Source organism: Streptomyces sp. VNUA24 (assembly GCF_029167005.1).
GTDB lineage: Bacteria > Actinomycetota > Actinomycetes > Streptomycetales > Streptomycetaceae > Streptomyces > Streptomyces scabiei.
Genome location: NZ_CP119143.1, coordinates 5276588 through 5290388, shown reverse-complemented (window position 1 = coordinate 5290388; position 13801 = coordinate 5276588). Strand labels below are relative to the sequence as shown.

General features: G+C 69.3%; 14 protein-coding genes and 1 pseudogene. 5 read left to right on the top strand and 10 right to left on the bottom strand.

What is annotated here, in order from left to right; all coding sequences use genetic code 11:
* Positions 1–85: 85 nt before the first annotated feature.
* The 7 genes from fxlM to PYR72_RS22460 all read right to left on the bottom strand — a co-directional run bounded on the left by fxlM (position 86) and on the right by PYR72_RS22460 (position 6602).
* Positions 86–1309, bottom strand: a complete 1224-nt coding sequence (gene fxlM, locus PYR72_RS22490) for a methyltransferase, FxLD system (protein ID WP_275456977.1) — start codon at positions 1307–1309, stop codon at positions 86–88.
* A gap of 87 nt (positions 1310–1396) precedes the next feature.
* Positions 1397–2572, bottom strand: coding sequence for a lanthionine synthetase C family protein (locus tag PYR72_RS22485; RefSeq protein ID WP_275456976.1), 1176 nt, complete (start codon positions 2570–2572; stop codon positions 1397–1399).
* A complete protein-coding gene (locus PYR72_RS22480; RefSeq protein ID WP_275456975.1) occupies positions 2572–3681 on the bottom strand; it encodes a lantibiotic dehydratase in 1110 nt (369 codons plus the stop codon). The genes PYR72_RS22485 and PYR72_RS22480 overlap by 1 nt, the downstream gene beginning before the upstream one ends.
* Positions 3636–5540: a lantibiotic dehydratase family protein gene (locus PYR72_RS22475; RefSeq protein ID WP_275456974.1), complete on the bottom strand. Its 1905-nt coding sequence runs from the start codon at positions 5538–5540 to the stop codon at positions 3636–3638. The genes PYR72_RS22480 and PYR72_RS22475 overlap by 46 nt, the downstream gene beginning before the upstream one ends.
* Positions 5541–5627: 87 nt before the next feature.
* A complete protein-coding gene (locus tag PYR72_RS22470) occupies positions 5628–5831 on the bottom strand; it encodes an FxLD family lanthipeptide (protein WP_275456973.1) in 204 nt (67 codons plus the stop codon).
* Between the two features lie 187 nt (positions 5832–6018).
* Complete coding sequence (locus PYR72_RS22465; RefSeq protein ID WP_275460680.1) at positions 6019–6198, bottom strand: hypothetical protein; 180 nt, start codon at positions 6196–6198, stop codon at positions 6019–6021.
* Positions 6195–6602, bottom strand: coding sequence for a hypothetical protein (locus PYR72_RS22460; protein WP_275456972.1), 408 nt, complete (start codon positions 6600–6602; stop codon positions 6195–6197). Before PYR72_RS22460 ends, PYR72_RS22465 begins: the two co-directional genes overlap by 4 nt.
* Positions 6603–6813: 211 nt before the next feature.
* Here PYR72_RS22460 and PYR72_RS42975 point away from each other — a divergent pair.
* Positions 6814–7173 (top strand): annotated as a pseudogene (locus PYR72_RS42975) (ATP-binding protein); the annotation flags it as partial.
* A gap of 81 nt (positions 7174–7254) precedes the next feature.
* On the opposite strand, the gene PYR72_RS22455 reads toward PYR72_RS42975, so the two are convergent.
* Positions 7255–7959: a 2'-5' RNA ligase family protein gene (locus PYR72_RS22455; protein ID WP_275456971.1), complete on the bottom strand. Its 705-nt coding sequence runs from the start codon at positions 7957–7959 to the stop codon at positions 7255–7257.
* Positions 7960–8014: 55 nt separating this feature from the next.
* Positions 8015–9355, bottom strand: a complete 1341-nt coding sequence (locus PYR72_RS22450) for a hypothetical protein (protein ID WP_275456970.1) — start codon at positions 9353–9355, stop codon at positions 8015–8017.
* Positions 9356–9575: 220 nt separating this feature from the next.
* On the opposite strand from PYR72_RS22450, the gene PYR72_RS22445 reads away from it, so the two are divergent.
* The 4 genes from PYR72_RS22445 (at position 9576) to PYR72_RS22430 (ending at position 12673) form a co-directional block, all read left to right on the top strand.
* Entirely contained in the window at positions 9576–10457 is an 882-nt protein-coding gene (locus PYR72_RS22445) for a Scr1 family TA system antitoxin-like transcriptional regulator (protein ID WP_275456969.1), read from the top strand.
* Positions 10454–10711, top strand: a complete 258-nt coding sequence (locus PYR72_RS22440; RefSeq protein WP_275456968.1) for a DUF397 domain-containing protein — start codon at positions 10454–10456, stop codon at positions 10709–10711. The genes PYR72_RS22445 and PYR72_RS22440 overlap by 4 nt, the downstream gene beginning before the upstream one ends.
* Positions 10712–10741: 30 nt before the next feature.
* Entirely contained in the window at positions 10742–10876 is a 135-nt protein-coding gene (locus PYR72_RS22435; RefSeq protein ID WP_275456967.1) for a hypothetical protein, read from the top strand.
* Positions 10877–11164: 288 nt separating this feature from the next.
* On the top strand, positions 11165–12673 hold the full coding sequence (locus PYR72_RS22430) for a DNA phosphorothioation-associated putative methyltransferase (RefSeq protein WP_275456966.1): 1509 nt from the start codon (positions 11165–11167) through the stop codon (positions 12671–12673).
* Here the strand turns inward: PYR72_RS22430 and dndA are convergent.
* On the bottom strand, positions 12654–13793 hold the full coding sequence (gene dndA, locus PYR72_RS22425) for a cysteine desulfurase DndA (protein WP_275456965.1): 1140 nt from the start codon (positions 13791–13793) through the stop codon (positions 12654–12656). The two genes, PYR72_RS22430 and dndA, sit on opposite strands and share 20 nt — an antisense overlap.
* Positions 13794–13801: the final 8 nt, after the last annotated feature.

Genomic DNA, 13801 nt, shown 5'->3' with positions numbered 1-13801 from the left:
TGACCAGTTCGTGGCTGGGGTCGATAGGGGAGCGGCCACCGCGCCTTGCGGAAGCTGGTGCCCGCCGTGGCCGCCCCCACTGACGTCAGTAGGTGATGACGAGCCGTACGGAAGGCCGGTCGATCACGGCTCCGTCAGCGAGGTCGCTGTCCGGTGTGTCCGCGGGGTAGGCCGTGACCGCAGGTTCCACGGTCCTGGCCGGGCTCCAGGCGCGGATCTGCGCGCAGATCCGCTCGGCGAGATCGGCGCCGGCCGGGCCGTAGCCGACGGCTCCCAGCCGGAACCGGGGTTCGGTGCCCGGGTCTTCGGCGGTGCGCTCCAGGGTGAAGTACGCGATGGAGTCACCCTCGACGAGAGCGGGGCTCAGGGCGGGCGAGGCGGGGCGGTGAAGGCCGGCCTCCATCGCTGCGGGATTCGCGGTGATACGGCAGGTCGCTCGCTCGGTGGCACTCAGGCGCAGCCAGACGCCGTCGAAGGACTCGACGGGGCCGACCGTCGCGTCGGTCCAGACGACCGTCTTCGGTCGGGTGAGGGCGTCACGCAGGAGTTCCGGGACGATGGGCTGGTCCTCGTCCCAGTAGAGCCTGACGAACCGGTCGTCGTCGATGTAGTCGTTCCGCTCTCCGTCCTGGCCGATCACCGGGAGGAAACCGCACATCTTCACGGAGTCGGACGTCATCCGGTCCTTCTCGCGTCGGAACGCCACGGACCGCGACAGCCCGCGCCATCGCAGCGGGACGACGAGGCGTCCGCCGACGGCGAGCTGGTCCCACCAGGTTCCGGGGAGGTCCCACATGCCGACGGCGGCGATCATGCGGTCGTAGGGGCCGAACTCCTCGGCACCGAGGGCGCCGTCCCTGGTGACCACGCGGACGTCGCCGTATCCGTTCGTGTCCAGCATGCGGCGGGTGTAGGCGGTCACGTCGGGGTCGATGTCGCACGTGGTGACGTGTCCCGACGGTCCGGCGAGGTGTTTGAGCAGGGCGGCGTTGTAGCCGGAGCCGGCCCCGATCTCGAAGACGTTGTCGCCTTCGCGAACCGCGAGTTGGACGAGCATGAAGTGCACGACGTCGGGCTGGGAGGCGCAGCTCAGCGGGAGTGCGTCCTCGTCGGGGTTCTCCTTGATCGTGACGCTCTTGTTGGCATACGCCTCCTGGAGGGGCGCGTCGGGGAGGAAGCCGTGGCGGGGTACGGTCCGCATGGCGGTCTCGACGCGTGCGTCGCGGAGGCCGGAGGGGTCCTGCTTCAGGATGGCGTCGACCAGGCGGTTGCGCAGGTCCTCGGGGGAGGCGCCGGTGTCCGTGTTCATCGCGTCCTTTCGGAAGGTGCCCGGCCGTGCGTACGGCGAGGGCAGATCGTACTCATGTGCTCTGGTGGGCGGGTGCGGTTCGCGACGTCATCCCGCGAGGAGCATGCAGCGGTCCCAGGGAACGGTGAGCGCCGTGTTGACGGGGCTGGTGAGACGGACCAGGTGGATGCCTGCCGTGCCGTCCATGAGACCGGCTCCGTGCGGTAGTCCGCCCTGGTCTAGGTGCTCGTCGAGCCGGGCGTGCAGGTGGGGCAGACTCGCCGCGAGTTCGTCGTCGATGGCATCGGCGGAGGCGCGGGAGACGGTCTGTATGAGCCCCGCCCAGCCGTGGCAGAGGGATGCGTCGGTGAGCTGGGCGAGCTGCCGGTCGTCGGCCAGGCATCCGGCGAGGGCCTGTTCGGCCTGGCGTTGCCGGTCCCGGTTGCCGAGGGCGATGCCGGCGAGTTGTTGGGCGCGGGCGATGCCGGGGGCGCCGTAGCACCAGGACGGGCGTGTCGGTCCTGGGCTCTGGAGCTTGCCGCGTCGGTGTTCGTCTCGGGTGATCAGGCCCGGCCACCAGGTGTGCGAGCCGGTGCCGGTACGCCAGTGGTCGAGCCAGTCGCAGATCCGGGTGATGGCTTGCGTCTGTCCTGGCACCGTGTGGCCGTGGCGCAGGGCCGTGGCCAGCAGCGCGAGCGGTCCGGCGATGCCGTGGGCGAGGCCGAGGTTGCCGTGTCCGCCGGGCCAGCGTGGCGATGGGCGCAGATCGGGGCTGTCGCTGGTCCACCAGCCGGGCAGGGGTTGCGCGTCGATGGTGATCGGTTCGGTCAGTCGCACCAGGTAGGCGAGGGTGTCTCGCAGTTCCGTCTTGTGGCCGCGGTGCAGGTGGTACGCGCCCAACCCGGTCAGTCCGTTGATGAGGTCGTACTCGCCCAGGGTGGGCAGCGCGCCGCGGTCGATGCGGGCGTGTGCCTGCCCGAGGCGGTGGCGCGTGACGTCTGCGACGTGTCTGTCCAGGATCGCCAGGGCGCGTGCGGCGGTGCTCGTGTGCGAGAAGCTGAGGACGTAGGCGACGGCAGCGGCGCCCTCGTACAGTCCGCATGCTTCGGAGGCGGCCTGGATCGGGCCCTTGACCATGGCGGCGGCCCACGGCCGGAGCGCGTCCGGGTCTTCTTCGCCGCTGCGGGCCCTGACGGCATGCAGCAGGGCGACTCCCGCCGCGCCGGAGTACAGCGACTGTCCCCAGCCGGGCCTGGTGGGTGTCGGCAGTGCGTCGTTGTTCATCAGCGGTTCTCCCCCGGCCAGGCGGCCCACGCGACGGCGGACTGACGCGCCAGGTGCCGGCAGATCCTCTCGTCCTTCCGGTCCAGGCCGCGCAGGCGGTTGTGGTGCAAGTGCAGGAGAGATTCCAGGACGGAGTCGAGGTCCATGCTCTCGGCGATTCGCTCGCGATACAGCGCCAGGGCCACGGCGCGGCTGTGCCACGCCTGGGCGAGCGCGTCGCCCCAGCCGCGGGCTCGGGGTGTCGCGCGGCGAACGAGGCTGATGGCCTGGTCACTGACGCCTCGCTCGACATGAGCGGGAGGCACAGGACGGTTCGTCAGCCATCGCATGCCCTCGTCGGGACCGAGCAGGGCGCAGACGATGTCCACCATGCCGACCGCGGCCAGCGCGCGTCCGTCGACGGGGTCGGCTCTCAGGCCCTGCAGGGTGGCGAGGGCGTAGGCCGAGTCGGCCGTGAACACCGCCTCGGCAGTGCGCAGAGCCGCGCCTGGGCCGTAGCGGCCGATCTCCGGGGTGTACGTGTCGAACACCAGCCTGCTGCTGAGCCCCTCGTGGCGTAGTCCGGTGGCCCATCGGGCGACCAGCTCGGTGCAGGCGGCGTACTGCCCCGGGCTGCTGGTGCGGATGCGCAGGCGCAGGTGGTCGAGGTCGTGCGGGGTGCGGTAGCGGACGAACCACCATTCGAGTGCGTCCGGGAGCTGGGCCACGAGCCGTGCGAGGTGGGTGCCGATCAGCTCCTCGAACTGGTCGGGGTGGGTGTAGATCTTGGCGTTCAGCCAGGGTGCCCGCACCTCCCCCGGTACGGGTCCGAGGGCGTGGACGTGGCCGCCGATCCAGCCGTAGCTCTCCTCGGGCGGCGCCTCGGTGAGCACGGCCTGGCCTTCCCGGTCCAGGTGGGCGCGCAGGACGGCAGTGTGGGCCGGCACATCGAGCTGCAGCCGTCGTGTCCGGTCGTCCTCCCGCAGCTCGACGGCGCCGTGGCAGTGCCACCGCTTCCGCCACCGGCCGAGGGCGTCCGTCCACTCCCGCATGTCCGCGCCACGGCCTGGAAGGGCTTCGGCGGTCAGGTGCCAGCGGCTGGGAGAGAGGATCGCGCGCCCGTAGCGCACGCGCGGCAGGAACGGCAGCCGTGCGCCCTGGGCCCCCAGTCGAAGCCGGTCCAGGCGGGGCCGAAGGCGCGGGTCAGGTGGGCTAGGAATCGGGCCATGGGCGGGGGTTGCTTGTCCAGGGCCATGGCGTGGAAGACCTGCGGGTCCACCACACGGCGGCGGGAGATGCTGACCAGGTAGAGGCGGTTGTGCGTGGCCGTGACCGCGAGGTCGTCGACGTCGATGAGTGTTGGCGCGACGTCGTCGGGGCCGCGGTGCTCGCCCAACGGAATCACGTGCGGGAGATACGCGGGGACCCGGGCGACGTTCTCTGTGTGCGGGTACAGCGGCGGGAAGGACAGCTGCGCGGTCAGCGCGTTCTCGACGCCCGCGGGGACTTGGCTGTAGATCTCGTCCAGTTCCGTGCCGGTGGCGACCGGAGTGAAACGGGAGGTGAGCGTTCCCGCGGAGCGTGCCGGTGTCACCGTAAGCGTGAAGTTCCCGCGTTCCAGGGCGCACAGGCTGTCGGCGTGCAGGCGCGCGCACATCTCCACGTGGGGCGGTGCCCCCTGCCCGGTCGGCTCCTCGTCGGCCAGGTGGTCGATCAGGTCGTCGGTGAGGACGATCTCTCTACTGCCGTCGGCCAGTGCCTGCCAGGCCAGTGCCAGCAGCCGCTCGTCACGCTCGGAGAGCGCCGGAGGCGGCGCGGTCATGCGGCTGCCGGGGTACTCGGCCGGGTAGCCTAGCCCGGCCGCTGGGTCGACGACCTCCTTCACCGGCACCAGCGTGCCAGTCCCGTACCGCTCCCAGAACGCGACCTGGTACTCCTTCCACACACCCTGGCCTGTCGGCCGACGCGTCAACCGCAGCAGCACATCGGCCGCGCTCTCCATTTCCCGCGCGACACTTTCGGGAATCCGCGCCTCCGCGTCCAGCAGCAGGTCGACAGCCAGGGGACGGCGGCCCGCGTCGGAAAGCCGACGCAACCGCGCTGCCAGCGCCTGCCGTTGCGGCCCTTGGCGGTTCGCCGGAAGTCGGTTGTGCTCGTGTACGGCGCGTTGCACCGCTTCGAGCTCGTGCAGAACCTGTGCGACTTCGGGGACCGCGCCCGCGTCGGCGCCGTGCAGCCGCTCGATCAGGTGGGAGAGCGGATCGGTGTCGGTCATCGGCGCGCGCAGGCTGGTGATCAGGAACTTCTCGCGTACCAACGCGCCGAGCAGTGCGTCGATGGCCTTCGGCTCGGTTCGGGGGAAGGAGGCAGCCAATTGCTCGGCGAGGGCGGTGAAGCGGACCGGCTGACGCGCGAGGTCCTCGATCACATGGACCGCGCTGGTGCGTCGGACGGTGGCCCCCATCGGTCCGCCGTGCGGGACGTGCAGGCGTCCGCCGCGACGCACCGCCAGGTCGTTCAGGACCACGTCCACGCGCTCCAGCAAGTCGGGGCGTGCTTCCAGACGGACGATGACGTCGTCCAGCCACTCGGTGTCGACCCGCGCCACGGCCCGATTCGCGTCTCCCCATCTCACGTACGGCGTGGAGCCCACGCTGACCGGTGCGACGCCCGCGAAAAGGCCGAACGGGGTAGGTCGCCCGGTGGCGCGCAGCACGTAGCGGACGGTGGCCATGGCAGCGCGCCGGACCTGCTTGGGTCGTGCCGACTGTCCGGCGCAGATCGCGTCGACGCGAGTGGCGAGATCGCCACTCGCCTGCCGGACCGCGTCGGCGAACCGCACGTCGGCCCACACCTGCTTCAGCCACCTGCCGCACGCCTCCGTGTCGGACGGATCGGGCCACCATCCCGGAAGATTCGTCAGCGGCATCGCGGCGGCCCGGAGCAGGGCCACGCCCGTGTGCTGGTAGAGCTTTCCGTCGCTTCCCATTTCCAGTGCCTCCGCCATCAGTCATCAGTGCTGTGAACGGGCGAGGTCGGGAGCGGCAGCGCCCCCGACCCCGTGCACGAGTTGTCGTCAGACGGCGCTCGTGCAGGACGAGGCACAGGACGGATTGCACCCGTCACCGGTGCCGCACGCCTTGGGAAGCAGGTCGGCGTCGACCTCCGTGACGATGGTCAGGTCGATGTCGAACGGGTCGGCGGGCACCTCGGTGGTGGTCGTCGCGGTGGACACCTCGGTGGTGGTCGTCGTGATCGGGCTGAGCGTGGTTACGGTCATGGCACTTCCTCTTCTGTCGGAAGGATCCGAACGGTTCGTCGTGCTGCCCGGCCGGCGCATGGCATCGCCGCGCGGCCAGTTCCTGCGTTCGCACCCTGCGGTGCGACCCCTCTCCGGACTGACCGGATTCCGTGGGGGAAATGGATTCGGAGCATCCGGAGAGGGGAGCCGAGGACACGGGCCGGAGCTATCGGAGCGGGCCCGTGTAGAGCATGGTCAAAGTGGTGCCGGTCGCCAGGGCGGGCAGGAACAGCACCTGAAGGGCGCCGAAGCCGAACCGGCCGACGTACTTCGCCGGATGCCGCAGCACCCATCCGGCCTGGCCCAGCAGCTGCCGGAGAAACCCCTGCCGCACGGTGGCCATCACGCCGCCAACCGCCGGAGGTCCATGGAGACGGCGGCGTCGACGACCGCCCACGGCGTCGTGATCAGCGCCCCGGTCCGGGCCTGCCAGGCGGCGAGGTTCGCCCTGTCCCCCTCCAGATGGCCCAGCATCACGAGCAGAGGGGTGACGACCCCGGCCGCCTTCCCCTGCTCGACCGCGGCCAAAGCGTTGTGCCAGCCCTCGCACAGGGCGCGGCTCTCGAACGGTGCCGCCCGGTCGACGTACGTCTCGACCGCCTCCCACCCGGCATCGGCCATGTACCGCCGGGCGCTGGCCACGCTGTGGTCGGCGGCCTCACCGAGTGACGCGGGCAGACAGGCGTACAACACCAAGCGTGTGCCCGGGGGCACCTCGTGTGATGCGGTCTGCCTCGCACTGCCGTTCATTCTGCGTTACCTCCAGCCAGGCGAGCCGAGACGCCAAGGACCGGCGCCTCGACGAAGAGCCTCGTCGAGGGCAGTCGGCGGCGGTACGCCGTCAGCACGCCGTTCGTCCGCCGTCCGGCGGCGCGCGAAGAGGCGGAGGCACGGCGTACCGCCGCGGCTCAGGTGTGGCGAGGCTGATCGGTCCAGTGCCAAGTGGAAACGAGAGGCGGCGATGGACGCGGTGGACGAAGAGCGCCTCTGCAGGCGGACGCCAGTACGGCGTCATTGGGTGAAGCTGGCCGATTGCACCGAGCCTTCGGGCCTCGCGCGCAGACACGTACGAGAGTTCCTCAAGGGGCGTGCCGCGCCGGAGCGGGTCGACGACGCCGTTCTGATCGCCTCGGAGCTCGTGGGCAACGCGCTCAGGCACACAGTCGGCAGACCGGACTGCATGTGTGTGGAGGTCTACCGGGACGCGGCGGTACTGCGCGTCCATGACGCGGGGCGGGATGTCGCCAGGGTCCGGGCACGCTCTGCGGGGGAGTCGGTGGATGAGTTGACGGGTAGTGGTCTCGGACTGCTGCTCGTCGGGGAGTTGGCCTCTACGTGGTCCGTCCGGCCGACCGCGACCGGCAAGGAAGTGGTCGTGGTTCTCGCCATGGACGCCAGCGGGCTACCCGAGCGCGACGTTCGTCCGCACATCCCAGCGGTACGTCCGCCCCTCACGGCGGAGCTCCACCAACTGAACGGCGGCAACAGAGAGTTCGACGGCCGGGAGAGCACGGAGGCTCGAGACCGCCTCCACGACGGGGGCGGCGGGGCGGCGACGGTTGTTGTACGCGAGGCTCAGGTGCGGCCGGAATGCGGACGTCGGCTTCTTCGGGGCCAGACCGACACTGCTCCCCGCCTTGGCCAGCGCGTGGTGCAGCCGGAGCAGGGGTTCCCAGGGCCCGAGTGACAACCGGACGGCGCCGCGGGAGCCGGCCAGCGGCATGGCGCGTACGGAGAACGCGGAGGGCAGCAGCGCCTCGACGTCCCGCGCCAGGCTGTCCAACTGGCCCGGGGTGACGAGGCCCGGCGTTCCGACGCGGGCGAGGGTGATGTGCAATCCGTCCGTAGGCACCGGGTCAAGACCGAGGGGCGCCAGCTCCTCCTGGCATCGCCCGGCGAGAGCCGCGAGCCGCTGATCATCCGGAAAGGTCAGCATCCAGTAGTACGCCCGGCTGCCGTCCGCCCAGCCCAGGCGCGCCCAATGGTCGGTCATCTCGTCGAGTGCGCTGAACGCCGCCCAGTCGTGGGCCGCGGTGACCGCCGGATCATGCGTGTCGGCGGGAGGCTCGGCAGGGAACGCGGCGGGATCGGCGCTGAGCAGGGACACCCGACGTACTCCTTCGGCTTCACACTGCCCCGGAGTACGACGACACCCTCGGCGCCTACGACGCGGATGACGCCATGGCCAGGGCCGCTGGCTGCGAGCTCCAGGTCCGGAACTCGTCGCCATAATCGCGTACCGACGAATGATCACGCCACGGCCCGGCCTGCTCATGCAGGTCACGGGAGCGTTGGTAGACGGAGCTGATCGGTGATTCCCCGCACAACCGCAGGGCCGCACGGCCCAGGGCCATCGCGTGTTCGATGTCGGGCGTGCGCTGCTGTAGCAGCGCGGTGGCGACGTCGAGGCGTACGAGTGAACGGCTCCAGGAGGAGGCCGAGTGCTCCACCAGATCGTCGATGTGCTCGGCGTCGCGCAGTACCTGCGCCGTGTTGCGCAGCGCCACGTGTGACGTGACGGCGTTGGACAGCGTTCGGGCCCGTCCGTACGGCTCGAAGGAGATGCAGGAGGTCAGCCCGACGGGTACCTCGTGGAGGTCGGAGAGACGGAGTGCCTGTCCGATGGCCTGCTCGACGGCACGCCGGTCGCCGGTCTTGCCGAGGGCCCGGGCCCGGCCGTTGGCCAGCAGGCGGATGGACTGGGCGTGACGCGGGGCTCGCTCGACAGCTGCGGCCGCGCAAGCGTCCGCCTCGTCGTACCGGCCGGCGTAGTAGAGGCTGAAGGAGAGCGTGCCGCACGCCCAGAGGTCGGTGTCCAGGTCACCGATCTCACGGCTGAGATCCCGGGCTTCGGTGCAGTACGCCTCCGAGAGCGCGAAGTCGCCCGTGTTCACCGCCATGTAGCCGAGTAGACCGGAGGCGCGGGCAGCGAGGCGGAAGAGCTCCCGGCGCGTGCGTGGGGGCTGGCGGCCGTCGAGGAGGGTGTGGGCGAGCTGCCGCACCTGGCGGGCCTGGGGACGGAGGACGTACGGCCCATCCTGTTCGTACCGGCTGGCGATGCCCTCCAGCGAGGAGTCGAGGAAGGCGAGCGTCGCGTCGTCGGTGTTGCTGGCCGTGAGCTGCCGGGTCCGGGCGACAATGTCCAGTGGGTTCTCGTCGCCCTCGCGCGACGGAGGAGCACTCGTCGCCTGCTGGCCCGTGCTCGAATCCTCGTCGCGGTCGTGCGCGGAGTCGCCGGCGTACGCCGTGGAGAACAGCTCGGACACGGGTCTGCCCAGCCTGTGCTCCAGAACCCGGCAAGCGTCAGGACGGGGCAGAGTCAGCAACTCCCCGCCGTACCAGCGGTCGAACTGACGCGGAGAGACCTGGAGGGACGCCAGGCGGGGGTCTCGGTCGAGCTCTGCCAGCCGGGCGGCGGCCCGCTCGTACTGGGCGGCGAAAGCCTCGTGCGTCGTCAGGTGCCGTTGCTGGAGCAGCTGCCGAAGCAGCGTTGTCCGTGGCATGGCCCACCCTCCTGGTGCGGCGTAAGGACCGACGCGAAGGCGCGTGCCGGTAGCGAGGTCGTGGCCAGCTCGCCCATCGGTCGGCTGCGGCGCACGCCCGTACCAACGCGTGGCGCGACTCCTGACAGCATGCCGACGCAACCACCAACTAGGCAATATGTCTGGTAAAGTTGACCCGTATGGGTTGTAGAGGTGTCGCCGGTACGGAGAGACTTCCGGCATGGCCTTGAAGAGAAGCCTGGTCCCGCAGTCGGTGTACCGGCGACAACTCGCAGCACGGCTGAAGGAACTGCGTGACGCGACCGGGCTCACCCTCACCGAGGTCGCCGACCAACTGGAGGTCAACCAGGGGTCGCTGAGCCGGATCGAGAACGGTGAACGTGGTACGACGCCGGTCCTCGTCCGGGCACTGCTGGACCTGTACGGCGTCGACGACGAGCATCGGCGCGCCGACGTGCTCGACCTCGTACGGGCGGACAAGGAGCAGCAGAAGCCCTGGTGGCGGAAGTACTCGACGGTGCTCACCCCGACGCGCTACGACGGGTACCTCGCGCTGGAGGCCGGCGCGACGCACCTCGCCAGCTATCAGCCGATGCTCGTGCCGGGGCTGCTGCAGACCGAGGACTACGCGCGTGCCGTGATCTCCCAGATGAGGAAGGACCTGTCCCTGCCGCAGGTCGAGTCCCTGGTCAGGGTCCGCATGGAGCGGCAGAACAGCCGCCTGGGCGGTGAGACCCCCGCCAGACTCTGGGCGATCCTCGACGAAGCCGTGCTGCGCAGGACGGTCGGCTCCGTTGAGGTGATGCGCGACCAGATGCGCAAGCTGGTGGAGGCGAGTGAGCGGCCGAACGTCACCGTGCAGCTGCTGCCGTTCTCGCTCGGCGCGCATCCCGGGCTGTACGGCCCGTTCGTCATCCTGACGTTCCCGCACCCCACGCCGGACCTGGTGTGGCTGGAGAATCCCAAGAACTCCGTGTATCTCGAGTCCCCACAGGATGTGGAGAACTACACGGACATCTTCGACCAGTTGAGGAGCACCGCCCTCGACCCGTCGGAGACCCGCACCCGCATCGCACGCGTCAGCAAGGAGCTCGAAGAGTGAGCACGCCCCGCATGGCCGCCCGGCACGATGTCACGACAGCTCCGTACGACGTCGATCTCGTGCACGCGCGGTGGCAGAAGAGCTCGTACAGCGGGGGTGCGAACGACTGCGTGGAAGTCGCGGAACTGAGCGAACACGCCGCAGTGCGCGACTCCAAGGACATCGGCCGCCGGCCGCTGCTGTTCTCGAAGGCGGCGATGCGCGCGCTGGTCACCGGGATCGCCAGCGGGGCAATCGGTGAGCATCGGAGCTGAGCAGAGAGCTTGGGGCGTGAGGAGAAAGTCGTGACGGTCGTCGTCGTGGGCGCAGGAGTCTTGGGTTTCACGACCGGCGTGGCGCTGTTAGAAGCCGGGTTCTCCGCGCGGCTGGTGGCCGAGGAGATTCCCGTGCGCACGTCGCTCGCGGTCGGCGTGATGTGAGGGCGAGCCCTGGGCGAAGGTCCGGGAGTGGAGCGTTGCGTCGCTTGGCCTCTTCCGGAGGGTCACCGAGAACGACGCGATCGGTGTCCACCTGGTGAGCGGGATGGAGGCCGCCTCCTGTTGAAACACCGCCGTGGAGCGAGCTGCTTCCCGATTTCCGGCATGCCGACTCGTCCGAGCTTCTCAACAGTTTCGGGGCCGCCTCCTCCGCGCCGCGCTTGTCGCCCATCTCCCGTTGCTCGGGAATATTCTCTGAAAGAAGCCAGGATCCGTGTGTGGCGAGGTGAGATGCGCGAGGTATGGAACAGTGATCGTCGTCTGACGGCAATCACTCGCTCGGCTCTCTCGATGCCTGCCCGGCAGGCCGTCATCGACCAGCAGATCAGGCCCGGGGTGAGCGTTCTGGACTTTGGCTGCGGCCGTGGAGACGACGTGCGCAGCCTGCATCACATGCAGCTCGACGCTACTGGCTGGGATCCACATTTCTTCCCGGACGGCGAGCAGAAACCTTCGGAGGTGGTGCTGCTCACCTACGTGTTGAACGTCATCGAGAACCCGGCCGAACGGCGCGAAACCCTGCTGCGCGCCTGGACCCTGAGTCGCCGGGTCCTGGTGGTCTCGGCCCGCCTGGTGTGGGAACGAAACAAGGTGAACGGCGATCAGCTTGCCGATGGGGTCCTGACCGAACGTGGAACCTTCCAGCACCTGTTTGGCGCGAGCGAGTTGCGCGACTTCGTACAGGAGACCACCGGCGTCCGCTGCGTCTCCGCAGCGCCCGGAGTCGTCTACGCGTTCCGGGACGATCCTGCACGCATCGCCTACCTCGCCCGCCGGATCGTGCCCGATGCCGAGTGGCTAGCCTCCGAGGACACCGCCTCCGCTATCGCTGCGGTGGTCGACTTCACCGAGCGGCGGGGCCGATTGCCCCGGTTGGAGGAAATGTCAGTTCCTCTATCAGAACTGTTGAGTCACCTCCAAGGTACCGAACTCCAGCGCTTGGTCCGACGCTCTGCCGACCCGGAGAAGATGGCTGCGGGTGGCAAGCGCACCACGCTGAACACGTTGCTGTTCCTTGCAGTGGAGCTGTTCAACGGACGCGGCCCGTTCGGCACCCTGCCGCTGCCCATCCAACTCGACATCCGGTCCTGTTTCTCCTCCTACCTGGAGGCATGTAAACGCGCCGACCGGCTCCTGCTCAAGCTGCGCGACGACACCTACGTACGCGGCGCGATGCGGGCCTCGGAAGCCGGCAAGCTCACGCCGACCGCGCTCTATGTGCACCGCCGCGCCATCGACAGGCTGCCCACCGTGTTGCGACTGTATGAGCACTGCGCCGCCATTGCCGCCGGCCGCCCGCCGCAGTGGTCCGTGGTGAAGCTCAAGCATCAGGGACGAGCCGTCAGTTGGCTCGATTACCCCGACTTCGACACCGACCCGCACCCCAGACTGCACTCCTCCTACTCGATCGAGATGCGCAGCCTGGACACGACCCACCTGTCCTACGACAACTCGGCCAACCGGCCACTGCTGCACCGCAAGCATGAGTTCCTGGCGCCGGACGACCCGGACGTGCCCAAGTACCGGCGGCTGACGGAGGCCGAAGTGCGGGCCGGACTGTACGACCAGCCGCACTTGATCGGAACCGAGCAGGGCTGGGAAGCCGAGCTGGAGCGCTGCTCGCGCGCTCTTCGCGGGCACCGACTGGTGCGCCGGCCTGCGAGCCCCAGAGGGATCCCGCCTCCGCAGGGCTTGGGAGAGGATGCAGAGCTGGAGCCCCCTACGGCTGGAGCTGGTTGACCGCAGCGGCCAGGTCGCCGACCTCGAACCCATAAACCTGGGAAGGGAGCCAGGACAGGCGCAGCCCGTTGGACACGATCTCATCAGGCAGGCCCATGGCTGTCAGCACGTGACTCGGAGTGTAGGAGGCGCTGGTGCATGCCGAGCCGGTGGCCACGGCCGCGACGCCCTTGAGGCCGATGATCAGGGCTTCGGCGTCCACGCCCTCGAAGGAGAGGTTGAGGATGTGCGGCACGGAGTGTTCGGGGTCGCCGTTCACGTGGTAGCGAGTGCCAGCGAGCCCGGCGAGGAGCTGCTCGCGGAACTTCTGCGCTCCGGCCAGCCACTGCTGGTGCTCCTTGCGGAAGATCTCCTCCGCCTTCGCCAGTCCCATGATCAGCGGGACGGGCAGGGTACCCGGGCGGAGCTTGCGCTCCTGGCCGCCGCCGAACATCAGAGGCTGTAGCGGGAGCCGGTCCCAGCCGCGTCGACGGACCAGCAGCGCGCCGATGCCCTTCGGGGCGCCGATCTTGTGGCCGCTGATGCTGATCAGATCGATGGGCGCGATGAGGTCTTCCGGGAGCTTGGCGAAACCTTGGGCGGCGTCGACGTGGAAGTACGTGGACGTCTCGCGGAGGATTCGGCCGAGTTCGCTGACGGGCTGGATGACACCCGTCTCGTTGTTGACGTGCATGAGCGACACGAGCAAGGTGTCCGGACGCAGGCGCTCGCGGACAGCTTCGACGCTGACCCTGCCGTGCTGGTCGGGCTTGAGGAAGTCGACCTCGAAACCGCAGCTTTGCAGGTGCTCGAGTGGTTCGAGGACCGCTTTGTGCTCGATGGCCGAGGTGATGATGTGCCGGCGCCCGGTCTGCTCGCCGTGCGGCGCGATCCCGAGCAACGCGATGTTGTTGCTCTCAGTCGCTCCGCTTGTGAAGATCAACTCTTCGGCTGGCGCGCCGAGTTGTGCAGCGAGCTGCGTACGCGCCTGCTGTACCGCCTTCTTGGCGCGCGTACCGTACTCGTGAGTACGGCTGCCAGCGTTACCAAAGTCTTCGGTCATCCAGTGGAGCACGACATCAGCGACGCGTGGATCGACGCGCGTGGTCGCGGCAGCATCAAGGTACGTTACCGACATCATTACTCACT